Genomic DNA, 23,561 nt, shown 5'->3' with positions numbered 1-23,561 from the left:
AATGTGTCATAACTGTATTGGATACTATTTTAAGGTGAGTGATTGCTGTTTTTTTTATGGTAATGATGACTTAGCCATGCATAGATAACTCCAGCAATAGCCCCAGCTATATGTGACTCTGTTGAGATGTATAAGTGAGTAGGTAATAAGCCGCTGGCCATTGTGCCAAAATAGAATAGCACTAATAACGCGATAGCTATATCAACCCAGTTTCGACGGAAAAAACCTTGGGCGATGAGTAAGCCCCATAACCCAAAAACCCAGCCACTGGCACCAATATGAACTGCATTTCGGCCAAATAACCAAACAGTTAAACCCCCAGCAACGATGATAAACAGTGATGCCAATACGTAAGCTTTTATGGTGCGATGCAGTAATAGCGCACTTAAGATGATAAATGGGGGTAAGTTACTGATTAAATGCTGCCAACTGCCATGGATAAATGGGGCAAAGAAGATACCTAATAGCCCCCATTCAGTGCGAGGAATGAGACCAAATTGAATGAGTCCCCCCGCGGTTAAACTGTTAATTAGTTGAGCAATAATAAAAATTGCAACAATACAGACTAATAGCTTAATGCGAGGATGCCCTTGTAAATAGTTCATTAGGGGTTACCAAGCGCTTGAACACTTTCGACTAATGAGGCCAATTGCCCCACAACGCGATCACCAATATCTGCATTATCACCGCCAAGAGCCTTATTACGCATAAAGTCTTTCTTAATTTGTTGCCAACGTGCTGCGTCTTTTTCTGTTAACGTGCCACGTAACTCTGCAAGTTTTAATAAGTTTTCTTCTGCGCCAGTCGTTAAAAGTTGTGCTTCTCCAAGGTAATGGTCATCCAGTACCCTCTCCAGTTCATCATCATTCATAACAGAAGAGACTTTTTCGCTGAGTTTATTCATATTACGGTAGCTACCTTGCAAGCGAAATGCAGGTTCTGTTCGGTATTTATCGGATTGCGCAGCACTGGCGATATAGTGTTGATTTACTTTCAATACAACATTCCGTAGTTTGATTAATTTACTGATTACCGAAGTAATTTCATTAATTTCTGCGTCAGAATATGGGTAACTTAAAGTGTTGGTAGAGACAGATTTCCCCATTGATTTATCGACAAATAAGTACAGGTCGTTCAGGTCTCGTAATGCAAGAGGGGCTAATACTGGGTTTGATGTCAGGCTGTTTTCGATATAGCTCAGAGCAAATGCTTCATCCATACCCCCTAATACTTCACCAAGGTTATAAATATCGGCACGGTTTGCAAGCATGTCAGGAATTCGGAAAACTTCCCCTGACTCGGTATAGGGATTACCCGCCATCACGACACAGAATTTTTTACCCCGCATGTCATACGTTTTGGTTTTGCCTTTCCAAACGCCTTCAATGCGCCTTGTTCCATCACATAAGGATATAAATTTTTGCAAAAACTCAGGGTGGGTGTGCTGAATATCATCGATGTATAACATGACATTATTACCCATTTCTAAGGCTAGATTGAGTTTTTCTAACTCTTGTCTTGCTGTTGCATTAGGTGCTTGTTCAGGGTCAAGAGAGAGTACGTCATGGCCAAGTGCAGGGCCATTGACCTTCATAAAAATGAGCCCTAAACGATCAGCGGCATATTCCATTAAGGTGGTTTTACCGTATCCGGGAGGTGAAATCATTAATAGCAGCCCCATGAGATCTGTGCGTTTACCTTCCCCTAAAGCGCCAATTTGTTTTGCCATATTATCGCCAATGATAGGTAAATAGACATCGTTTATCAGCTTGTTACGCACAAAAGAACTTAATGGTTTTGCTTTATATTCATGCAGTTTTAAACGGCTACGCTCTTCAGTAACAATCTGTTGGCGCAGGGATTGATATTGACGAAATTCAGGAATAAAACGTTTCCGTTGTCCGCGCATCCGACTGAAGTAGTTATCTAAGCTCAATGATAGAGTTTGGTTTTCAATAGTCGGGTGTTCACCAAGTAACCCGTTAACTTTAAAGTAAAGATCAACTTCACTAAAGCGTGCTGAAGCTACTTTATCTAAGATAATAATGGCAATAGCACCCGGTATGTATGGAACAAGATGAGCAAATTCAGGGGTCGAGCACAGCCCTTGTAACCAGTTTTGAACTAATGACCAGCGCTGGGCATAACGAGTCCCTAAGTTCTGTTGTGAGCGATTAAAATCAACCCACATATGGGCCTCTTCTAAGCGGCTTTGGAGTGCTAAAACTAACTCCCTCGCGTATTTGCTATAGACGAGTTCTATCGGGGTTCTTGCTAGTGCAAAGCTAAGGTATTCAGCAGCTTGAGTTTGCTCATAGGTTTGACATTGAATGGGGTTATCTTGCAAAAACAAGCTAACTCCAGCTTCAATTTCGGCTTGTAGGTCAAGTAATGCATTGTCATTATGGAATAACTGGTGAATATTCATGGCTGTTCTTGCTCGTTCAGGCCATAGTGCAGGAAAATCGTCGTTTTGAACTTGCCGCCAATAAATCGCTGCGATAGCACGAGCTGTTGGGCTATACCGTAATAAATCTGCACTTTCACCGATTGGAATTAGTTTTTTCAGTAAAGCAATGGCATCATGGTCGTGGATACCTTTCTCATAGCCCTCTTTATAACGGGGGCTAGCAAAATCACGGACAATTTTTTCAAGTTTTTCCGTAGATGTTAACGCGTTTTTTAGTACGCCAAAATCTAGTCCTTCTTGGCGTTTTGTTGCAGCATAGATAATTGAATAGGCAAGGTATTCGGCACGGTAAACTGTATCAGATTCAGATTCTAATGAGGCGCTCCAATAGGGTTTGAGCTGTGATAGTCGTTCATTTTCTATTGGTTCTTGGAAATCTGTCCCTGTGAGATAAATCCATAGTTGTTCATTTTTCGGTAAAATGGTGAGGTCTAGCTCTTGGGTATTGACACTGAATCGGTGGCGCCCGAGTTTAATGACATTCCCACCATCTTCAAAAATATCTGTTTTATCGCGTAAAACTCGAATGGCTTGGTCCCGAGAGGATTTGAGTCGTGCATCAATATCATCAGCTTTAACGTTATCGTTAATTTCCCTTAATTTTTCAATGATTTCACGCGTTTTAATTGCGAGAGGGTCGGAAGCAAAGAAGGCATTGAGTTCATCTTGAGACTGTAAACGAGTTGTTCGTCGTTGCAGGCTGTCTAGTAGACGATCGGCTGCTGTGGCTAAATTTTGTGCACGTCGTTGGCGGTCATCAATAAGAACTTGTTTATGAGATTCAAAGGTTTCGAGTAATTCTTCCCGTTTAGATAAGATATCATCAAGAAATTCATCATGACTACTAAATTGGCTTTCGAGCTCTTCTAACTGAACGAGTAATCTTGATAGCTGATCATCACAACGTTCAGGGTCAGTGGCAAGAGACAGTGCATTGGTAATGCCTTGGCTAAACAGCCGGAATTGAGCACCAAATTGTGCGACAGTTTCCACACTGCTTTGTGATTTTCGTTTTTGTTGTAAGCGGGCTCGGGATTGGTTTAGTTGAGCATAGATTTGCGAAATAGCATCAATAATGTGAGTTTGTTGTGTGACATCATTGAAACTCAGTGAAGCCATTAGGTTTGAAAGCATATCTAAGTCAGCAGACATTTTTTCCATATCTTTCATGGGAATGTCTAACTGGGCACTGTTTTGGGCTTTTTCTATTTGTTCTTCGAAAACAGTTAACTGTGTTTTAAAGGGGTGTAAAGCTTTATCACTCGCAAGGAAAACAGCGGTTTCTTGTGAGACATATTGTTGATTTTTTTCTATTTCAGCTTCCATTTCGCTAAGCTTTTTTAAATCCATATAGCGAAATTCACGTAGTGAAATCAAGTGCCCGCGTTGAGCACTTAGGGCATTTAAGCCATCAACAAATTGTTGAATATCGGCCCAGCTTTCAGGCAACGTAAGTGAAATCAGTGATTTTTGGCGGTTAATGGCCTCATTCATTGATTTGGCAGATTGCTGCCGTATGCTTTCGACCTTTTCATATTCATCAAGAACCAGTTCACTGGTTTGGGTGATTTCTTTGAGTAATTTGCCAATACCAAGGCATTGCTCATCACCAAACCAGTAATAAATATCCAGTAAATTTTTTGCTTGTTGGCTGAGTTGTTCGTAGCGAGCGATAGAAATTTGGCTGCCTTCTATTTCTTTGGAAACATGTAATATTTCAGAAATACCACGAACTAAGTCTGCATTGCCTATACGTCCTAAAAAACCGCTACGAGTCGGCTGTTGATCGGCAAATTCTTCTGAGTAAAACGGGGTTTGCCAAACTTGCATAGGGTGAACGCGAGTCGCTTCTTCCCCTTCACCTTCAAATAGTACCATTTTTCCATCTTCAAGCATGGCGTAACCATGGCCAATGAGTGGAATTGAAAGTGTTCGTTCAATTAAATTATAATTGAATAGAGCTATGCGCCCTTGATTTGGTGAATAAAAAACATATAGAACATCTTCCCCATTCGGAGAGCGGCGCAAACGGCGAAAACGCATTCCATCCATAGGTTGTTCAAACGTTTTATAGTCACCATTTTGTAAGTAATAGCCGCCAGGAAAAATAATGCCGTGGTCTTCTGGTAACTGGACACAAGCTTGCCCGATGGCATCAATGCGTTGTACTGATTGAGATAGCGTGTTGTAAACTAAGTAACGCCAAGTTTCTTCCCGATAAGGTAATACTTTTAGGATAATTAAACTGCCGGTTTGTGCATATTCAATTTGCGCGTCGTCTAGTGATTGGTTTTTATCAAGAACCGCCTCTCGGTAAATCCCTAAACCGTCTTCAGTATTATTTTCACACTTTATGGTTAGATCACCGCCGATAGTTTCAATGAATACAGTGTCAAGAATATTGATGTGAGGGTATCGACCGTTAACAGTGTCTTCTCGTGTGGTTTTTTGCCATTCAAAGTCATAGGCTGGAGGGAGGGCAATATCGCGTTCACCCCGGTTATCAATATACTCAATTTTGCGCTTGTCGCTGGAGATTGACCAGCGAAAAACTCGCACGTCCGTGATGCGATCGCCAATTTGAAAACTAGCAAGAAGTTTGCCGTCCCGTTCAACAAGTTGCAGTAACTGTGTGTTCTTATAGTAGGTATAGAGTTCAGTGAAATCTTGAACAAAGCGATTATTGCTTAAGAAGGTATCTTCATAAGGGACAGCTTCAACATCAAATTCATCGTCGTTTTCAATTAACCGATATAGTGAAAACACATCTTCGAGGTGTGTCTCTTTTTTCAGGCCGAGGAAGACATTATAGCCAAATAAAAGCCATTTACCTACGCGGACAATATCCCTTGCTTGGCAATTATTTTCAGTACGAATGCGAATGCGACCAATAATATCCATTTGGCTTTGGCCGAATTCATCTAACCGCATTTCATTGAGTTGTGCAGCTTTTTGATGAAGTTGTTGCCCTTGGTCGGTCAGGCGTTTGCGTAATATTTCATAAGCACCACCTTCTGCAACGGCACTATCGAGTATTTCTTGTTCGCGATCCGTATCCTGAATATCTGACATTGCGCAGCGAATTCCCTTAACTAAGACAATAAAAATGGAAAACAATGAGGGGTAGGTTCACTACCCCAATGTACCAAAGGTTTACAGTTGGTCATCCGTTGGTGGAATCGGTTTTGATATGACATTTTTTGCTGGCTGATTAGCCCCTTTAGCTGCCATAAAACCGTTTATAAGATCTTGAACTTCAGGATTTTTCAATAATGTGGCAATATCAACTTTTTTGTCTTCTTTGCTACGATTAATGAGTTTTTCTACATTTTCTTTTGCAAAGCTGCTTTTATCCATAAAACCATCAACGGCTTTGCCGAGGCTTAGTGCCTTAGAGAAAGTATTGAAGAAGCTGCCATCGCCACCCACAATTTCAATATTAGTTTTGCTAAGTGCTGCAGCCAATACATCAGCTTGCTCTCGGGCAATTTCTTTATTAGCGTCGATAGAGGCCATGGCTTGTTCGAACTCTTTCTCAAGGCGCATGCGGAACTCTTCGTGAGAACGAGCAGTATCACTGAGGTGATCCATTGATTTAAATTTGTCAGTTAAACCATCGGCTTCAGCTTTCAGGCGTTGGCGGATAACCTCTGCTTGTGCCGAACCTAATTGGCCTTCCCCTCGAGCTTGTGCTGCCAGTTTTTCTTCCAGTACTTTCGCATCAGCCAAGCCTAGTTTTTCTTTGGCATTTGCTTGTTGTTCTTCACCACGAGCTTGGGCGGCTAATTTCTCTTCAAGGATTTTTGCTTCAGCAAACCCTTGTTGTTGTTCTGCTTTGGCTTTGGCTTCCATTACTTGAGCTTCCGTTAAGCCTTTTTCTTTCAGCCCACGAGCTTCTGCTAACAGTTTCTCAGCCGTAATATTGGCAAGAACAAGCCCTTCTTTTTCTTCTGCCTCTGCGGTTGCTTGGCGAACTCGAGCTTCTGCTAAACCTAATGCCGCGTGTTCGGCTTCTACTCCTTCAGCTAAGCGTTTTTTGGCTTCGGCTTGTTTTGCCGATGCTTCTAACTCTGCTTGTGCCATGGTGCTTATTTCTTCTGCACGGTGCTTAGCGCTGGCCTCATCCGCTTCGGCTTTTTTCACTTGGCGAACTAATGATTCTTCGGCTTCTGCTTGTGCGTTAATCACGGTGACTTGGCGCATGCGTTCAGCTTCAGATATTTCACGAACTTCTTTGATTCGTTCTTCTTCTTGTGCCACGGTTTTTTCAACGGCTACACGTTCACGTATAACATTGGAGATATTTTTACGTTCTTCTTCGAGAGCTTTTTCTTTTTCTATACGCTGTAATTCAACTTCTCTTTCACGGGCAACAATTTCGAGCTCACGTGCGCGGCTCACTCGTTCTTCTTCGATGGCGACTGCACGAGTACGGTTTTGTTGGGCGACTTCAACTTCGCGCATGCGGTTTTCTTCACGAATTTCAATCTCTTGCTGAGTTTGGATACGAGCTTGTTCTGATTTTAGACGTTCTTCTTCTTGAACACGTAAAGTTTCAGCTTGTTCACGCGCACGAATATTATCAATTTCACGTTTTTGACGCGCTTCGGCATCGGCTTGTTGGCGCTCTAGGGCCAAACTTGCTTCGCGAGTTTCAACATTTTTCTTTTGAATAGCCAGCTCTTGGTCACGTTCTTTTTGGTTGGTTTCAATATTGTGAATCGCAGTGATTTCAGTAATTTTACGAATACCTTCGGAGTCAAAGATATTGTTTGGGTCTAACGCTGATTTTGGTGTTTGTTCTAGGTAATCAATCGCCACATCTTCAAGAGCATAGCCGTTAAGATCTTTTCCTATCACATCAACAATGCGATCACGGAAATCTTGTCGGTTTTCAAATAAGGTCGCTAAATCCAGTTGCTTACCTACTGTTTTTAAGGCTTCAGAGAATTTTGCGCTGAATAAAGCACTGACTGCTTGATGGTCTGATGCACGGTCAACACCGATAGCTTTCGCAACTTTTAGGACATCTTCCGTCGTTTCGTTTACACGCAAATAGAAAGCAACTGTGATATCAGCACGTAAGTTATCGTGGCAAATCAATCCATCTTTACCTCGACGGTCAACTTCAAGTGTTAACAATGAAATGCGCATGAATTCTTTTTTGTAGATGACAGGGTAAACTAATGCCCCTGTAAAATGCACTTTAGGTTGTGATGACATGTCATTGACAATCAAAGCAGTACCTTGTGGAACTTTGATATAGAAGGCTTTGAATAACCCAAAGAACCCTAAAATAACTAGGATGATCCCCCCGATAATTGTTAAAAAGGGCATTAGTGCAGCCAAGTCCATATTGATTCTCCATTGGTTCTGACGATGACGTCATTTCGATTATGCAAGCAAGATATTTATTTTTAAAAAGAGAAGTTATCCGTGGCGAAATTCATTTTCACTGACAACTTGATAACTGTGCGATGCTGCGTCATAGCTAATGATGACAACATGATCACCGCGTTTTAACTGTTCGGAAGATGGCGCTCGTATTTGTAAAATTAACCCAGCTCCACCATCTTCTAATAGCGCCTCACCATTTTGTTCACTTACTGTTCCCGAACGTACAGTGGCGTATTTACCAATAAGCTGTTGTACTGTTTTGGGTTTATTGAGACTCACCAATTTTTTGCGCACAGGTTTTAAACACAAAGCGGTTAAATGAAGAGAGATAAATAGGGTGATCGCAAAAACGGCGAAGCTGACGAGATAGCGTAATAAATCAGTATCAATGAAGCGAATGAAGATATGTACGCTGAAATAACTGATTATCCAACCAAAAAGAGTAAATAACGTGACAATAATGGTGACAGGAATCCCGGCTAAGCCTAGCTTGGTTAACCAGCCAGCAAAACCTGTTGTATCAATACCGGCATCAAATTCGGTATCAAGATTAAATACGTCGATATCCAATAAGCCAAAAGCGGCACATAACCAATAAAATAAAACAATAATTAGCAAACCACTAAAGATAATTGTCGGGAACATCAAACTGTTATGGAAAAACAAACTCATAGGGTTTTCTCTTTATTATTAATACATTGTTGAGTTTTCGTAAAAAGGAACGTTTGCTTAATTTATCACCATGAAATAATTTAGCTTAATAATATATTTTTTAATTAATAGCAGTATCAGACTAGTCTATAAGCACTTTTAATTTTTTGAAGTCTCTTATAGCACTGGTTGTTTATCCAGTTTTATTTGATGAAGTTATTCCTAAAGTGTTATCAATAATAGTAAGCCATTAATGAGATAGGATTTTACCATTAATAACTAAGTTGATGATAATCATTCTCAACTATAATAAGCGTGTTTAAAGTACAAAATGGGGAAAATAAATAAGATTAAAGTGATAAATTCGCGCTTCATGGATGAAAAACGTTATGAAGCGCAAAAAAGTAAGATTAGTCTATCAAGTTGAGGAATGCAGCACCTCTTGCGCCTCCAGAGTCACCATAACGTGCTTTTTCGATTGCTGGTAATGTCGCTATGCCATAGAGGTATTGTGGAAGCACTTCTGGTAGTTGTTTATAGATCTCTTCAAACTGCGATAATCCTCCGCCAATCACCACTAAATCGGGGTCAAAAACAGTGACAATTTGCCCCATAAACATCGCAAGTAATGACATATAGCGGTTAACATGTTCTTTTGCTTGAATATCGCCTTGTTTATATTGCTCGATAATTTCGATAGCTGAACGTTTTTCATTGGTGAATGAGGAATAAATGCGCTCAAAACCTGGGCCTGATAGGTAGGTTTCAAAGCAAGCAGTTTGGCCACAGCCGCAAGTTATTTCAGGAACTTTTTCCCCTAACAATTTTGCTCCACGAACACTGAGGTTCATGTGGCCTATTTCCCCTGCAATTCCATTTTTACCGGATAAAACTTTACCATTGATAATGAACCCACCGCCTACACCGGTACCTAAAATTAAGCCAAGTACAGTTGGATAGCGTTTGAAATCAGGATCCCAAGCTTCTGATAATGCAAAGCAATTGGCATCATTTTCCACTTTTACTGGGCGCTGTAATATATTAGCAAGATCATGAATTAAAGGCTTATATTGAGCGGTAGGGACATTGGTTGTAAAAACGGTTCCTTCAGCGTGGTTTACGATACCAGGAACACCAACACCCACTTTTCCTTGGCAGTTAAATTTTTCATCTGCTTCCAGTGTGAGTTCGAGAAACGTATTTAAGAGCGTTTGGTAATCATCTTTAGGTGTGGGGACACGTTTTTGCCAGACCTGATTTAGTTCGTTGTCAAAGACGGCAAGTTCAATTTTTGTCCCGCCCATGTCAAAGCCGTAATACATTTTCATCTTCCCCTAATGGTTTATTTATTAAAAAGATAATGTATCTATTTGATAAATAATAAATGATGGAATCTACTAATCTAATTATACAAAAGTTCATTGGAGGATAAATTACTGTTTTGGTATTTATTTTTTATGTGAAATTTTTTCATCGTTTTTCGTCTTAAATATTTTTGAATAAAAAATAATTGCACCACTATTTTAAATGAGCTATTGTTATATTATAACATTACATTTAGGTGGTTATTATGAAACAGGGGATCCATCCACAATACCGTACCGTGGTTTTTCATGACACAAGTGCTGATGCCTATTTCAAAGTAGGATCAACAATAAAGACTGAAAAAACAATTGAATATGAAGGTGAAATATTTCCATATGTCACGCTTGATGTTTCTTCTCAGTCACATCCGTTTTATACCGGTAAACAGAAAATGATTTCTCAGGAAGGTAAAACGGCACAGTTCCAGAAGCGTTTTGGTCGTTTTTTACAGTCAGAGGGTAAATAAAGATGAAAGTACTGAGTTCATTAAAAACGGCAAAAACCCGTCATCCAGATTGCCAAGTTGTTCGCCGCCGTGGTCGAGTGTATGTGATATGCAAGACAAACCCGCGCTTTAAAGCGGTGCAAGGTTGTAAGAAAAAACGCTAGCTATTTGATTCACACATAATTATAAAATTTTTCCTGTATCGCTTTATATTTTATTTGCTTAGCCATTGCAGATTATTGCTCTCTGCCGTGGCTTTTTTTTATTTGTTTTTTATCCACTGATTTCTTCGATTATTAGCATGATTACTAATCTTCTTATTATTAGTGATGAAATTCACTTGCGCACTGGTGCATATTTTGTCAAGTTTATACTTATCATCCTTCAAGTTGCATGGGTGTTGACTGCGCTCAGACTGACGAATCACATACATATGTATGCTCATCGGACTCTCTTCACTTGTCGCTTACCTGCAACTCGAATGATATAACGCAAGATACATCCGAAAAATTTCTAGTTTCAATTTGGGTGAATGACAAAAATGACAGTATCCATGTTGTAAAGTCGGAACTGGAAATTTTTTGGTGAAAATTTAAACGAACAGGGTGAGTAAAAATGAAAAATGTCGGGTTTGTTGGCTGGCGAGGAATGGTCGGCTCAGTATTGATGCAGAGAATGGTAGAAGAACGTGATTTTGATGCGATTCATCCTGTTTTCTTTACCACATCACAACAGGGTGAAGAAGCCCCTGTCTACGGTGGTCATCGTGGTGTTTTACAGGATGCTTTTGATATTGATGCGCTAAAGGCATTGGATATCATTATTAGCTGCCAAGGTGGCGATTACACCAACGAAGTTTATCCTAAACTTCGTGAATCAGGTTGGAATGGCTATTGGATTGATGCTGCGTCTTCATTACGTATGAAAGATGATGCGATTATTATTCTTGATCCTGTGAACAACCAACATATCCAAGACGGCTTAAATAAAGGCATTAAGACCTTTGTCGGTGGGAATTGTACGGTAAGTTTGATGTTGATGTCTTTAGGTGGGCTGTTCACTAATAATTTAGTGGAATGGGCATCTGTGGCAACGTATCAAGCGGCATCAGGGGCTGGGGCACGTAATATGCGTGAGCTTCTGGCTCAAATGGGGTCTTTGCACACACAAGTTGCTAAAGAACTCCAAGACCCGGCCTCAGCTATTTTAGATATCGAGAAAAAAGTCACAGACTTCACTCGTAGTGGCACAATGCCAACGGATGCATTCGGCGTACCATTAGCAGGTAGCCTGATCCCATGGATTGATAAAGCATTAGAAAACGGCCAAAGCCGCGAAGAGTGGAAAGGCCAAGCAGAAACTAACAAAATTCTTGCGACAGGAAGTCATATTATTCCTGTTGATGGTTTATGTGTACGTATTGGTGCGTTGCGTTGCCATAGCCAAGCTTTCACATTGAAGCTGAAAAAAGATGTTCCGTTGAATGAAGTTGAGCAATTACTTGCCTCACATAATGACTGGGTGAAAGTAGTTCCTAATGACCGTGAAATCACCATGCGTGAGTTAACACCTGCGGCAGTAACTGGTACGCTTAGCACCCCTGTTGGTCGCTTACGTAAACTGAATATGGGCCCTGAATACCTATCTGCCTTTACGGTTGGTGACCAATTACTGTGGGGCGCCGCTGAGCCGCTTCGTCGTATGTTACGTATTTTGCTATAGTTTCTGAACTGTAATCAGTAATTTTATATTAACCTGCACACTAAAATGTGCAGGTTTTTTTGTGCCTAAATTAATGACGAGCAGGGTCATTCTGCGGAGGCTGATGTTCTAACTCTTTTGCTAAGAAGTAGTTTAAGAATGTACGGATCACGGCAATGATACCTAATTTGATAAGGCTATCTAAATCTGGGTCGACGGTCGTTGCTAAAATATCAGCAGCGAGCTGGAACTCTAATGCAGTTGCTAACCAATCACCAAAACAATAACGAGCCTTACGTGATTTCTGGGTGCGTATCCAGACTATCAGGGTCTTTACTAACCCAATCACCACGCAGATGACTGAAATAGCTTCTAAAAGTAACTGGAGTACGTGAACACTAGACACCAGTAATTCACGTAAAAAAACTAAATCGAACATTAAGACCTCGACTCGATAAGTAAGCTGGATTCATATTTGTTAACTATGAGCAAATATTGGCAAAATATCGAGTTTTATTGTGGGTCTATGGTTTCTGAAGGTAATTGACTAATGGATAAAATATTTCGATTTCCATCGATTACCTGAATATTTTTGTTGGGTTGATAACATTTACGTAAAGGCGATAAGCAAGCTTGCTCTGCGCCTTGTTGTATATTAAGCCAATCACTGATTAGCCAATAATTATTCGCTGTAGAATAGGGGGACTGCAAATTTTCTGGGTTGATACTTGGTTTACTCGCACTTTGGCTGTACCAAATCAGCAAGGGGATTTCATAGGCTTCTTTTCTTGGGTTGTTAACACCATGATGGTAGTGAATATTGTTATCACTGTCTAAGCGTTGCAATGCGTGATCTGAATAGTACATCAAAGTTGCAGGTTTACCTTCGAGTTGCTGCATAAGATTTTCGATAAATTTATCGGTATAAGCAATTGAACTGTCGTAGCAATCGTCATCTTCTTGGCCACTAAATGTTTTTAGCTCAGTTTCAGGAAAGCGGTTACAGGCTGGTTCATGGCTACCATAAGTGTGTAAAACAATAAGTTTTTTCTTATCAGTGGGGTCATTGATAGCGTTCTTGAAGTCATCTTGTAGCTCTTCGTCATAGCCGACAAATTCGTTCCAAGTTTTCTTTTGCGACATAGAGGCAATAGCAGAAATGATACTGGTACGTTTATTGGTTTTGCCTTGGTTGCTGATCCAGTAGGTTTTAAAGCCCGCATGATTGGCCAATGAAATGATATTGTCTGAATAGTGTGATTTATCCTGCATTTGTTCAAAGCGAATATTAGACAGTGAAATAGGAACCGACAAGATAGTCACTGGTGCTGGAGAATACGCTTGTTGAAAAGCCAATATCTGAGATTTGCGCTGATTTAAATTAGGTGTTGTATCATATTGATAGCCATAAAAGCCCATATGGTCACGGCGTAATGATTCACCGATGACAAGTACATAGATTTCAGTATCAGAGGTTTTTTTCTGGTAATTAAAAGCAACTTTCTGTGATGATATTTTTTTTATCCCCCGGTTTTCATATAAGTTTTTGACTAAAGCCGCGGCATTGTAGAAGGGAGTATTTAAGAAGTATTTTTCCGTGATCAATAACGCGCTATCAGGTTTATTAAATAATGATGCGTAATAGGCTGGAATGGCTAATAGATAGCCACAAATTAGCGCCATACTTATCGCTGTGATACGGCGATTCATGTATTTTGCGCATTGATGAATACATACTAAATAAGCTGAAAAAACAAAAAGATAAAATATAACATAACCAATGTTATAGGAAAGCATTCCTACCGTTTCACTGCTATTGGTATTGATAAAAGTTTCTGCAATCGAAGAAGAAAAGCGGATATCGTGCTTTTGATAAAAGAAAAATGAAACAGATAAATTGAGAGCCCACAGGAGTGAAACAAACACCGTGAAAATTTTGCCAAGCAAAAAACGATAGATACCTGCACATAACAGTATTATCAGCGCTCCTGAAATTACGATGGCAATATCCGCGATATTGCTAACATCTCCACTGAAAAACACAGGAGTTATAGATATCAATAATGCATAAATTAAAATAATTATTTGGCGTATCATAGTGTTATTTTAAGTATTTTTGACCTTACCTGAGGTTATAGAGGCAATTAAAAATAATAAGTTAACATCTAATTAACTTAAGACATTGTTCGTTTATAACATAAAAAAAGGTAAGGTAATCAAAATAATGGCGTAAAAAACTGTAAAATCTCGTGATGTTTAGTCATGACCTGCCCCTCACAACTTGCGAGGGGAGGTGAGATATTGATTTAGAAAGTTACCGCAATTTTGGCATCAATATTGTTATCGCTATAATTTTTTGATAAAAATTTATTATAATTAATTGATAGCTTAGTATTTTCTTTTATATTGATATCGGTACCGACTTTTAATGCCATTCCATGGCGTGATGTAGGAACACTTTGTGTCATAAATGAGCTCGTGGTATCGGAAAAATTCAGTTTTATACCTCTATTCAGATTCCCATATTGATATTGCCAGTTAAGCTCACCATGCAAACCAATATTTGATGTTTTACCTAGTTTCCATTGATTATCAAGACGTAGCCCAACAGTTGAAAGCGTTGTATTGATGCGTTGCTTACGCGCCTGCAGTGATGTGCTGCTAATATTCTCATTAATTGCATGGTTCATCGCACTAATATAAGTGAAATTGGTAAATGGCTCAATATTCATCCAATTGGATTGGATAGGCCAGCTCCATAAATGCCTGATGGGTATTAGTGTAATAGCTTGCAGAGTGACTCGTACCATTACTGATTGTACGTTCAGTATGAATGAGGTGTGAAGTGTGACTAAGCCCTGCACGAACCGCAAGCGGCTGCCATAAAGCGCTACCATAAATGGCAGCATGGTAGTTATTACTATTACCGTGGCCAAGATGGCCAGATAAGTCACTTTGGCTAAAGCCTGCGGCGATACCGAAAGTCATTTTGTCGTTAATAAAACGTCTATTTGCCCCAAGCAATAGACCATAATTTGATGATTGATACCCAGAGGCATTGTTATCGCCAGTTGTTTTATCCCAATCATAGAGCATTTTTGCCCATACATTGCCCTTGTTTTCGCTACTCCATGATTCAGACAATCGAGCTTGATCAAGGAGTGCCTCTTTAATCTGACGGCTATTATTTATTTGGTTGGATAATATGTCAGCGTATATTTGCCCAGTGACATCGTGAAATATTGCTCGAGCTTGTTGTTTTGTTTGGCTTTTCAATGTGCGGTCATAAAGCGTATGGTACGTAGGAAGCGTTTCAATAGCCTTAGCCACGGCGATTTGGTTTTGCGTTGCTGCTGCACTAGAAAATGCGGTGTTATTACGCCCTATTTTAAGAGTGACTTCTTTGGGAGTGTAATTTAGTGTCGTTCCAATAAACTGGTAATTAGGCACAACGCCATCAAATTGGCCATCAACCCCTTTTTGAGCACTTAATATTGTATATTCTGTATTAAATAAGCGGTTGATATCTTGTTTAGAGAGCGGACTATTTTGATTTTCAAGAGTGACACTGACGGTACCGCCTTTTAATGAAGCAGAGCCTTGGCTGATGATCTGATCGTTTTGACCTGCTGGATTGATTTCAACCACATAATGGCTGCCCGGAGCAAAAGTTACAGAATCAACAATGTTAATTGTGCCAATTGAGTGGCCGGGTGCAACGGCAGCACCTTGGTTGGCGGTTAATTGTCGAATGCTTCCATTGCCCATAAGTAAACCGTGGCGGTTAATATTAACAGAAGCACCGATTTTTCCATCATCTAGAACTAACGTTCCTTTTTGGATATCAACTGCGGAGTCTAAGTGTTTTTTAAGGGTAACCATTCCGCCATTAATGTCGGATTTTTGCGAATATTTATTTTCGCCGGTTAAGACTAAATGGCCTTGATTTACTGTGAAGCCAGCAAAGGTATTATTACCTGACAATACTAATGTCCCTTGGCCTTGTTTCGTTAACTTTCCAGTCCCTTGAATATTATTTTTCCATTCATCTAACTTTCCAAAATTGGCAATATCAAAGTCATTAGTATCTTGATTAATGATAAAATTTTCATATAAATAAGAGGGACCCTGATAAGCCGCAGGTAAGTTAATTAATCCCCAATAGGAGTTTGGGTCATTTTCTTTGATATTCCAACCTGCAATTGATTGGCTTGGATATGCGGTACTGGCTAAAATATGATCCCATTGTGCATTATTCAAGTAAGGGAAACGTAATCGAAGTAAATAACCTGCCGTTTTAGGTATATTTTTAGGCTCGATCATTGATATATTTTGTATTTCTTTTTTTCCATAATAACCCATGTGGTCATTGGTTATAGGAGTAGAAGCTGTTAGGCAATTTAGTATGTTATTTGAACATGATGATGAAATATCATTACGAATATTTTTTGCCGAATCAACAATGAATTTGGTATTTTTCTCATCGGATAGGAGCTGTGACAATAAATAATAATTACCTACACGAGAAGCGATTGTATCAGTGGCAAAGTGTGCGCCAACAATCACACGGCTTTCACCATATTCAATAGCTCGATTGAAAGTTTCACTGCCTTTTTCAGGAAAAATCATCGCCAATACCGCAGCTTGCTTAAAACCATTCCACGTATGGCCACTAGGGTAAGATGAGCCCTGTATTTGTGAATAGCCTGCAATATAGTGACCTTCTTCATCCAATACTTGATAAGGACGACCGCGTTTAAAATGATCTTTTAGAATAAAATCAATTGACCTAGTACGTTGTTTTTTTTCATCATAGGCACGAGTACTTGTATCATGTAATAAGCTGATTGCTTTATATTGGTTATGATCTCTTAGATTAATATCATGTTTACCAAACAGTATCGTTTGATAACTGTTAAATAAATAACCTGAGTCTTGGGATTTATCTGCGAGTGCTAAACTTTCCCGCTCACCAGTGATATTGATGTATTCGTTACTAATAAGCCTATCTTGCTCAGCAACTTCGCTGCCTTCTTTAGGCGTATTATTAATAATATTATTTTTAATGTCTTCAAGCCATACACCTCTTGTATCAATAATATTTTTCTCTAATTCTAAAATATTAGTTTTAGCTGTTAGAGTATTCATGAATATGAATGGCAATAAAGTCATTGATGCTGAAATAAAAGTTTTTCTCATTATAATTCCGCCGATGCTCTTGGTAAAAATTTTATTTTTCGGAGTTTATTTATAATATGTTTATTTTTTATGACAGTTTTGAAAATAAAAAAATCTTATTAATTAGAACGTTAAGCTTTATTTTTTAATTGTGTTTTCCTTTGTAAAGTGGTTTTGTATTGATTAGTTTCGTTTTTTTTGTTTTTTATTATTGGTTTAATTAAATCATAAAAATAAGATAATAATTATAGAAAAAATCAAAAAAATAACCCCAAACTTTCGGATGGGGTTATTAAATATTATTTAGTTAGCTGAATAATTAGATATCAATATTCGCTGCTTTTAAGGCATTTTCTTCGATAAATGCACGACGTGGCTCAACAGCATCACCCATTAATGTGGTGAATAGTAAGTCTGTTGCAATCGCATCTTTCACCGTCACACGCATCATACGGCGCGTTTCTGGGTTCATGGTGGTTTCCCAAAGTTGTTCTGGGTTCATTTCACCAAGACCTTTATAACGTTGTACGTATAGGCCACGACGAGACTCACGTGTTAACCAAGCCAGAGCTTCTTCAAAGTTACTGATATCTTGGCGACGTTCACCGCGCTTGATATAAGCACCTTCTTCAATTAAGCCGCTGATTAAGTCGCCTAAATGAGTGATACGGCGGTATTCGCTGCCATGAACAAAGTCAAAATCGAGGTTATAGTCGGTATCAACACCATGGGTACGAATACGGATTGTTGGCTCGAATAATTGACGTTCACGGTTTTCATTAATGACATAACTATAAGTGCTACCGAATTGTTCGTTATCTTCTAAGCGCTTAACCAGCGTTTTAGCCCATTCTTCCACTTTTTCGCTGACTTTTAAATCATCTTCAGTCAAGGTTGACTGATAAACCAGGCTGTTAAGTAGGGCTTGAGGATAAAGGCGCTCAAGACGACGAATAATACGGTGTGCGGCATTATATTCGACAACCAGTTTTTCGAGTTCTTCACCTTTCATAGCTGGCGCTTCGGCACTTAAATGCAGCTCTGCGCCATCAAGGGCGATAGAAATCAGGTAATCGTCCATCGCATCATCATCTTTAATGTACTGCTCTTGTTTACCACGTTTCACTTTATACAGTGGTGGTTGAGCAATAAAGATATGGCCACGTTCAACAATTTCAGGCATTTGGCGATAGAAGAAGGTCAACAGTAACGTACGAATGTGCGAACCATCGACGTCCGCATCCGTCATGATAATAATGCTGTGATAACGCAGTTTGTCAGGATTGTATTCATCACGGCCAATACCACAGCCTAATGCCGTAATCAGGGTTGCAACTTCCTGTGAAGATAGCATTTTATCGAAACGCGCTTTTTCTACGTTTAGAATTTTACCTTTCAGTGGCAAAATGGCTTGGTTCTTACGGTTACGGCCTTGTTTTGCAGAGCCGCCCGCGGAGTCCCCTTCCACAAGGTACAGTTCAGATAGTGCAGGGTCACGTTCTTGGCAGTCAGCCAGTTTACCTGGCAAGCCAGCTAAATCTAATGCGCCTTTACGACGAGTCATTTCGCGAGCTTTGCGCGCCGCTTCACGTGCGCGTGCGGCATCAATAATTTTGCCCACAACGATTTTTGCATCGTTCGGGTTTTCCAGTAAATATTCAACCAGTTTTTCGTTCATCATCGTTTCAACCGCCGTTTTCACTTCGGAAGAGACCAATTTTTCTTTGGTTTGTGATGAGAATTTAGGGTCGGGAACTTTTACTGAAATAACTGCAATCAGGCCTTCACGTGCATCGTCACCGGTTGCGTTGACTTTGCTTTTCTTCTGATAGCCTTCTTTTTCCATGTAGTTATTTAATGTGCGTGTCATTGCTGCACGGAAACCAGCGAGGTGAGTACCCCCATCGCGCTGAGGAATGTTATTGGTGAAGCAGTATACATTTTCTTGGAACCCATCATTCCACTGCATTGAAACTTCAACGCCAATACCGTCTTTTTCAGTTGAAAAATAAAAGACAGAAGGGTGGATAGGGGTTTTATTACGACTTAAATACTCAACAAAGGCTTTGATACCGCCTTCATAATGGAAATGGTCTTCTTTGCCATCGCGTTTATCGACGAGCTTAATAGAAACACCTGAGTTTAGGAACGATAGCTCACGTAAGCGTTTTGCTAAGACATCATATTCAAATTCAGTCACACCTTTAAAGGTGTCCATGCTTGGCCAAAAACGAACGCGTGTTCCTGTTTGGTCAGTTTCACCGACAACAGTCAGAGGCCCTTGAGGCTCACCGTGTTTGTAGATTTGCTCATGAACTTTGCCATCACGGCGGATAACTAATTCTAATTTTTCAGATAAGGCGTTAACAACGGAAACCCCAACACCGTGTAAACCACCGGAGACTTTATAGGAGTTGTCATCAAATTTTCCGCCTGCGTGCAGAACGGTCATGATAACCTCTGCGGCTGATACACCTTCTTCTTCGTGGATACCTGTAGGGATACCACGTCCATCATCCTGTACGGAGATAGAGTTATCGGCATGGATAGTGATCACGATATCATCACAAAAGCCTGCGAGGGCTTCGTCGATAGCGTTGTCGACAACCTCGAAAACCATGTGATGAAGACCTGTTCCATCGTCTGTATCACCGATATACATGCCCGGGCGCTTACGCACCGCATCCAGTCCTTTTAATACCTTGATACTTGAGGAGTCATATGTATTCGACATCAACGTTTCCTGCTCTTTCTATTCCTGAGGTTGAACTTCTATTTTGCCATGTTCTACACTAAACATCTTGCTATTTGCATCTATCATATCATTAACTTGCTCAGGTGTAATGGCACTGACAAACACTTGCGCTTGTGTAGCTTTGAGGCGGGCTGCCAGTAATTGGCGACGGCCAGCATCAAGTTCAGAAGCAAAATCATCCAGTAGATACAGGCATCGTTGCCCGCTCTGATGGGTGAAAAACTCACCCTGCGCTAATCTTAATGCACACATAAGTAGCTTCAATTGGCCCCGTGAAAGCATATCTTCAACAGGTGTTCCATTTGCTCGAATACGCAAATCAGCTTTATGTGGCCCTGAAGCGGTATAGGTTAGCGCTCTATCACGCTCAAATTGGCGCTCTAATTGTTCTGAATAATCAATTTCTTTATCCCAACCGCGTTGGAAGGATACTGAGAGTGAAAATTCGGGTAAAAATTGTTGGCAAGTTTGCTCGATATTTTCGGCAATACCTGCAATATAGTCATGGCGCCATTGGCTTATTTGCTCAGAAAGCGGTGCCAGTTGTTTATCCCAATGACGAATTTGCTCATAACGAGTAACTTGCCGTAAAGCGGCATTGCGTTGTTTTAATAACCGTTTCAAATCTGACCATACTGAAAAAAACAGCGGGTCATTGTGAAAACAACCCCAATCAATAAAAGCACGTCGATATTTAGGACCACCATTTAGCAAAGTAAACCCTTCAGGGGTAATCAGTTGCATTGGCAATAATTTTGCTAGCTCTGCAATTTTATGGCCATCAGTACCGTCTATTCGAACTTTACTATCACCATCACGGTTTTTGCTTAAACCTAGTGAAAGGTCGTTTCGCTGTTCATCTAAATGGCTAAGTTTACCATGAAGAATGAATTGCTCTTGCTCATGACGAATAACCCGGTTCGCTTGAATGCTGCGAAATGCACGGCCATGACCGAGTGTATATATGGCTTCCAATATGCTGGTTTTACCGCTCCCATTGGGGCCAATTAAAAAATTGAACCCATTAGCAAGGGAGAGATCCGCATTTTCAATATTTCGAAAATCACGGATCAATAAACGCGAAAGGATCATAAATACCGATTACAAGCGCATTGGCATGACAACATACACCGCTGCTTTACTGTCAGCGTCTTCAATCTGCACACTGGAAACGGCATCGGTTAACAGAAGTTGCACATTTTCACTTTTTAGTGCATTTAAGACATCTAAGATGTAGCTGACGTTAAAGCCAATTTCCATCTCAGTACCTTGGTAGCTAACATCAACAATTTCTTCAGCTTCTTCTTGCTCTGGGTTATTAGCTGTAATGCGCAGTTGGTTTTCACTGAAATATAAACGCACACCGCGGAATTTCTCATTCGATAAAATCGCAGCGCGAGAAAAGGCTTGTTTGAGTAAATCACAGCGTGCTTCTAAGGTTTTGTTTGGATTTTTCGGTAGTACTCGGCGGTAATCAGGGAAACGGCCGTCAACCAATTTAGAGGTAAAGATAAAATCCCCAACGTGAGCACGAATATTATTACTGCCGATTTGCAGTTGTAGAGGGGTGTCACCACCATCTAACAAACGCATTAACTCAATGACCCCTTTACGAGGTACTATCACTGAATGAGAAGGTAGCGATTGACCAATATCCATCGCACACACGGCAAGCCTGTGACCGTCTGTGGAAACGGTTCTGAGCATTTGGTCTTCGGTTTCAAATAGCATACCGTTAAGGTAATAACGGACATCTTGGTGCGCCATTGAAAACTGAGTAGCTTCAATTAAACGTTTCAGTATTGATTGCGGAAGAGAAAATTCCACTTCGCTTTGCCAGTCATCCAAGTTTGGAAAGTCAGCAGCTGGCAATGTGGATAATGAAAAGCGGCTACGCCCAGAACGGACGAGCAGTCTGTCATCATTCAGCTCTACATGAATTTCAGAACCTTCAGGTAGCCCACGCCAGATATCAAAAAATTTGCGTGCGGGCACGGTGGTTGCGCCAATTTCGTGCTCCCCTGTTAGGGCAACATTGGCCATCATCTCCATTTCAAGGTCGGTCCCAGTGAGTTGGAGGGTGCCTTCTTTCACCTGTAATAAAAGGTTACCTAAAATAGGCAGAGTTGGACGCCCACCTAAAGGACCACTAACCTGTTGTAACGGTTTTAATAACTGCTCGCGTTCTATTGTAAATTTCATAGCAATTAAGATGATAATGTTCTGATTAAATTAGAAAAATCTTCTTTGATGTCATGGCTTTCTTCCCGTAATTGTTCAATTTTACGGCAAGCATGTAACACCGTGGTATGGTCACGGCCGCCAAAGGCATCCCCGATTTCAGGTAAACTATGGTTAGTCAGCTCTTTTGCCAGTGCCATTGCCATCTGACGCGGACGCGCGACAGAACGGGAACGGCGCTTAGACAATAAATCTGCTACCTTAATTTTATAATATTCAGCAACTGTTTTTTGAATATTATCAATAGTTACCAGCTTTTCTTGTAGTGCTAATAGGTCACGCAGTGCTTCTCTGACAAAATCGATAGTAATCGCGCGGCCAGTAAAGTTTGCGTTGGCAATCACACGATTTAACGCCCCTTCTAATTCACGAACGTTCGAGCGAAGGCGTTTGGCGATGAAAAAGGCCACTTCACCCGGAAGTTGGATTTCATTTTCATCTGCTTTTTTCATTAAAATCGCCACGCGAGTTTCTAACTCTGGTGGTTCGATTGCAACGGTTAGGCCCCAACCAAAACGCGATTTTAAGCGATCTTCCACACCGTTAATCTCTTTTGGGTAACGGTCAGAGGTCAAAATAATTTGCTGATTGCCTTCTAGTAGCGCATTAAAAGTATGGAAAAATTCTTCTTGTGAGCGCTCTTTGTTAGCAAAAAACTGGATATCATCAATGAGTAGCGCATCTACAGAACGGTAATAACGTTTGAATTCTTCAATTGCGTTGTTCTGTAGAGCTTTGACCATATCTTGAACAAAACGTTCAGAGTGCATATAAACCACGCGAGCGTTGGCTTTATGCTGCATAATACTATTGCCGACAGCATGTAATAAGTGGGTTTTACCTAAACCAGTCCCACCATAAAGAAATAATGGGTTGTAGGCACCACCTGGATTTTCTGCCACTTGCCTCGCAGCAGCGCGAGCCAATTGGTTCGATTTACCTTCAACAAAGTTATCAAAAGTGTGCTTAGGGTTTACATTAGAACGATAAGCAACTTCTGGTTGTACTTTGGCTGAGTTGTCCCAACTCGGTTTAATTGGGGCTGACGGAACGGCAAACGCAGGTACTTGTTGAGTTGTACGTGCTTGTGTTGCTGCCGGTGCGACTGTAATCGGTTTGTTGCCTACCTCAAAGTGTAGTGCAGGCGCGTCAGTTCCACAAAAGTCATTCAATAATTCATTGATATTATTGATGTACTTGTCTCTAACCCAGTCGAGAACGAAACGATTTGGGGCATAAAGTGCCAGTGTATTGTCGTTTAATTCAGCTTGAAGGGGTCGTATCCACATACTGAATTCTGTGGCAGGTAGTTCATCCTGCAATCGGGCAAGACATTGCTGCCAAAGCGAAAGTGACAC

General features: G+C 40.4%; 14 protein-coding genes and 1 pseudogene. 3 read left to right on the top strand and 12 right to left on the bottom strand.

Annotated elements, in window-relative coordinates:
* Window positions 1-29: 29 nt before the first annotated feature.
* The 5 genes from FVA69_RS00075 to nagK all read right to left on the bottom strand — a co-directional run bounded on the left by FVA69_RS00075 (window position 30) and on the right by nagK (window position 9,840).
* Complete coding sequence (locus FVA69_RS00075) at window positions 30-605, bottom strand: rhomboid family intramembrane serine protease (protein WP_110731522.1); 576 nt, start codon at window positions 603-605, stop codon at window positions 30-32.
* Window positions 605-5,542, bottom strand: a complete 4,938-nt coding sequence (locus FVA69_RS00070) for a DNA repair ATPase (RefSeq protein WP_164528224.1) — start codon at window positions 5,540-5,542, stop codon at window positions 605-607. The genes FVA69_RS00075 and FVA69_RS00070 overlap by 1 nt, the downstream gene beginning before the upstream one ends.
* An 81-nt stretch (window positions 5,543-5,623) precedes the next feature.
* Complete coding sequence (locus FVA69_RS00065; RefSeq protein WP_109912545.1) at window positions 5,624-7,825, bottom strand: flotillin family protein; 2,202 nt, start codon at window positions 7,823-7,825, stop codon at window positions 5,624-5,626.
* A gap of 75 nt (window positions 7,826-7,900) precedes the next feature.
* A complete protein-coding gene (locus FVA69_RS00060) occupies window positions 7,901-8,539 on the bottom strand; it encodes an OB-fold-containig protein (RefSeq protein WP_110731524.1) in 639 nt (212 codons plus the stop codon).
* 389 nt (window positions 8,540-8,928) lie between these two features.
* Complete coding sequence (nagK, locus tag FVA69_RS00055) at window positions 8,929-9,840, bottom strand: N-acetylglucosamine kinase (protein ID WP_094962017.1); 912 nt, start codon at window positions 9,838-9,840, stop codon at window positions 8,929-8,931.
* A 248-nt stretch (window positions 9,841-10,088) separates the two neighbouring features.
* On the opposite strand from nagK, the gene FVA69_RS00050 reads away from it, so the two are divergent.
* The 3 genes from FVA69_RS00050 (at window position 10,089) to asd (ending at window position 12,050) form a co-directional block, all read left to right on the top strand.
* A complete protein-coding gene (locus tag FVA69_RS00050) occupies window positions 10,089-10,349 on the top strand; it encodes a type B 50S ribosomal protein L31 (protein WP_004906261.1) in 261 nt (86 codons plus the stop codon).
* A 2-nt stretch (window positions 10,350-10,351) separates the two neighbouring features.
* Window positions 10,352-10,492 carry a type B 50S ribosomal protein L36 gene (gene ykgO, locus FVA69_RS00045; protein WP_004906789.1) on the top strand — a complete coding sequence of 47 codons (141 nt, stop codon included), beginning with the start codon at window positions 10,352-10,354 and terminating at the stop codon, window positions 10,490-10,492.
* Between the two features lie 451 nt (window positions 10,493-10,943).
* Window positions 10,944-12,050 carry an aspartate-semialdehyde dehydrogenase gene (asd, locus tag FVA69_RS00040; protein ID WP_004906793.1) on the top strand — a complete coding sequence of 369 codons (1,107 nt, stop codon included), beginning with the start codon at window positions 10,944-10,946 and terminating at the stop codon, window positions 12,048-12,050.
* A gap of 70 nt (window positions 12,051-12,120) precedes the next feature.
* Here asd and FVA69_RS00035 read toward each other — a convergent pair whose 3' ends face one another.
* The 7 genes and pseudogenes from FVA69_RS00035 to dnaA all read right to left on the bottom strand — a co-directional run bounded on the left by FVA69_RS00035 (window position 12,121) and on the right by dnaA (window position 23,561).
* Window positions 12,121-12,468, bottom strand: coding sequence for a DUF1622 domain-containing protein (locus tag FVA69_RS00035; RefSeq protein WP_004906795.1), 348 nt, complete (start codon window positions 12,466-12,468; stop codon window positions 12,121-12,123).
* A 74-nt stretch (window positions 12,469-12,542) separates the two neighbouring features.
* Complete coding sequence (locus FVA69_RS00030) at window positions 12,543-14,126, bottom strand: phosphoethanolamine transferase (RefSeq protein WP_181937088.1); 1,584 nt, start codon at window positions 14,124-14,126, stop codon at window positions 12,543-12,545.
* 209 nt (window positions 14,127-14,335) lie between these two features.
* Window positions 14,336-17,177, bottom strand: a pseudogene (locus FVA69_RS00025) (autotransporter domain-containing protein).
* 349 nt (window positions 17,178-17,526) lie between these two features.
* Window positions 17,527-19,941 carry a DNA topoisomerase (ATP-hydrolyzing) subunit B gene (gene gyrB, locus FVA69_RS00020; protein ID WP_004906802.1) on the bottom strand — a complete coding sequence of 805 codons (2,415 nt, stop codon included), beginning with the start codon at window positions 19,939-19,941 and terminating at the stop codon, window positions 17,527-17,529.
* An 18-nt stretch (window positions 19,942-19,959) separates the two neighbouring features.
* Complete coding sequence (gene recF, locus FVA69_RS00015) at window positions 19,960-21,054, bottom strand: DNA replication/repair protein RecF (RefSeq protein WP_004906804.1); 1,095 nt, start codon at window positions 21,052-21,054, stop codon at window positions 19,960-19,962.
* Window positions 21,055-21,063: 9 nt separating this feature from the next.
* On the bottom strand, window positions 21,064-22,164 hold the full coding sequence (gene dnaN, locus FVA69_RS00010; RefSeq protein WP_004906806.1) for a DNA polymerase III subunit beta: 1,101 nt from the start codon (window positions 22,162-22,164) through the stop codon (window positions 21,064-21,066).
* A gap of 5 nt (window positions 22,165-22,169) precedes the next feature.
* Entirely contained in the window at window positions 22,170-23,561 is a 1,392-nt protein-coding gene (gene dnaA, locus FVA69_RS00005; RefSeq protein ID WP_109912543.1) for a chromosomal replication initiator protein DnaA, read from the bottom strand.

This window comes from Providencia sp. PROV004, assembly GCF_011045615.1.
Classification (GTDB): domain Bacteria; phylum Pseudomonadota; class Gammaproteobacteria; order Enterobacterales; family Enterobacteriaceae; genus Providencia; species Providencia rettgeri.
Note: the sequence above shows the minus strand (reverse complement) of the source record. Positions and strands in the feature narration are given on the sequence as shown.

Excerpts from the sequence above, each read along its gene's own strand:
- FVA69_RS00070 (WP_164528224.1), bottom strand. The coding sequence starts at position 5,542 with ATGTCAGATATTCAGGATACGGATCGCGAACAAGAAATACTCGATAGT.
- dnaN (WP_004906806.1), bottom strand. The coding sequence starts at position 22,164 with ATGAAATTTACAATAGAACGCGAGCAGTTATTAAAACCGTTACAACAG.
- FVA69_RS00075 (WP_110731522.1), bottom strand. The coding sequence starts at position 605 with ATGAACTATTTACAAGGGCATCCTCGCATTAAGCTATTAGTCTGTATT.
- asd (WP_004906793.1), top strand. The coding sequence starts at position 10,944 with ATGAAAAATGTCGGGTTTGTTGGCTGGCGAGGAATGGTCGGCTCAGTA.
- FVA69_RS00060 (WP_110731524.1), bottom strand. The coding sequence starts at position 8,539 with ATGAGTTTGTTTTTCCATAACAGTTTGATGTTCCCGACAATTATCTTT.
- recF (WP_004906804.1), bottom strand. The coding sequence starts at position 21,054 with ATGATCCTTTCGCGTTTATTGATCCGTGATTTTCGAAATATTGAAAAT.
- FVA69_RS00030 (WP_181937088.1), bottom strand. The coding sequence starts at position 14,126 with ATGATACGCCAAATAATTATTTTAATTTATGCATTATTGATATCTATA.
- FVA69_RS00065 (WP_109912545.1), bottom strand. The coding sequence starts at position 7,825 with ATGGACTTGGCTGCACTAATGCCCTTTTTAACAATTATCGGGGGGATC.
- FVA69_RS00035 (WP_004906795.1), bottom strand. The coding sequence starts at position 12,468 with ATGTTCGATTTAGTTTTTTTACGTGAATTACTGGTGTCTAGTGTTCAC.
- gyrB (WP_004906802.1), bottom strand. The coding sequence starts at position 19,941 with ATGTCGAATACATATGACTCCTCAAGTATCAAGGTATTAAAAGGACTG.
- ykgO (WP_004906789.1), top strand. The coding sequence starts at position 10,352 with ATGAAAGTACTGAGTTCATTAAAAACGGCAAAAACCCGTCATCCAGAT.
- nagK (WP_094962017.1), bottom strand. The coding sequence starts at position 9,840 with ATGTATTACGGCTTTGACATGGGCGGGACAAAAATTGAACTTGCCGTC.
- FVA69_RS00050 (WP_004906261.1), top strand. The coding sequence starts at position 10,089 with ATGAAACAGGGGATCCATCCACAATACCGTACCGTGGTTTTTCATGAC.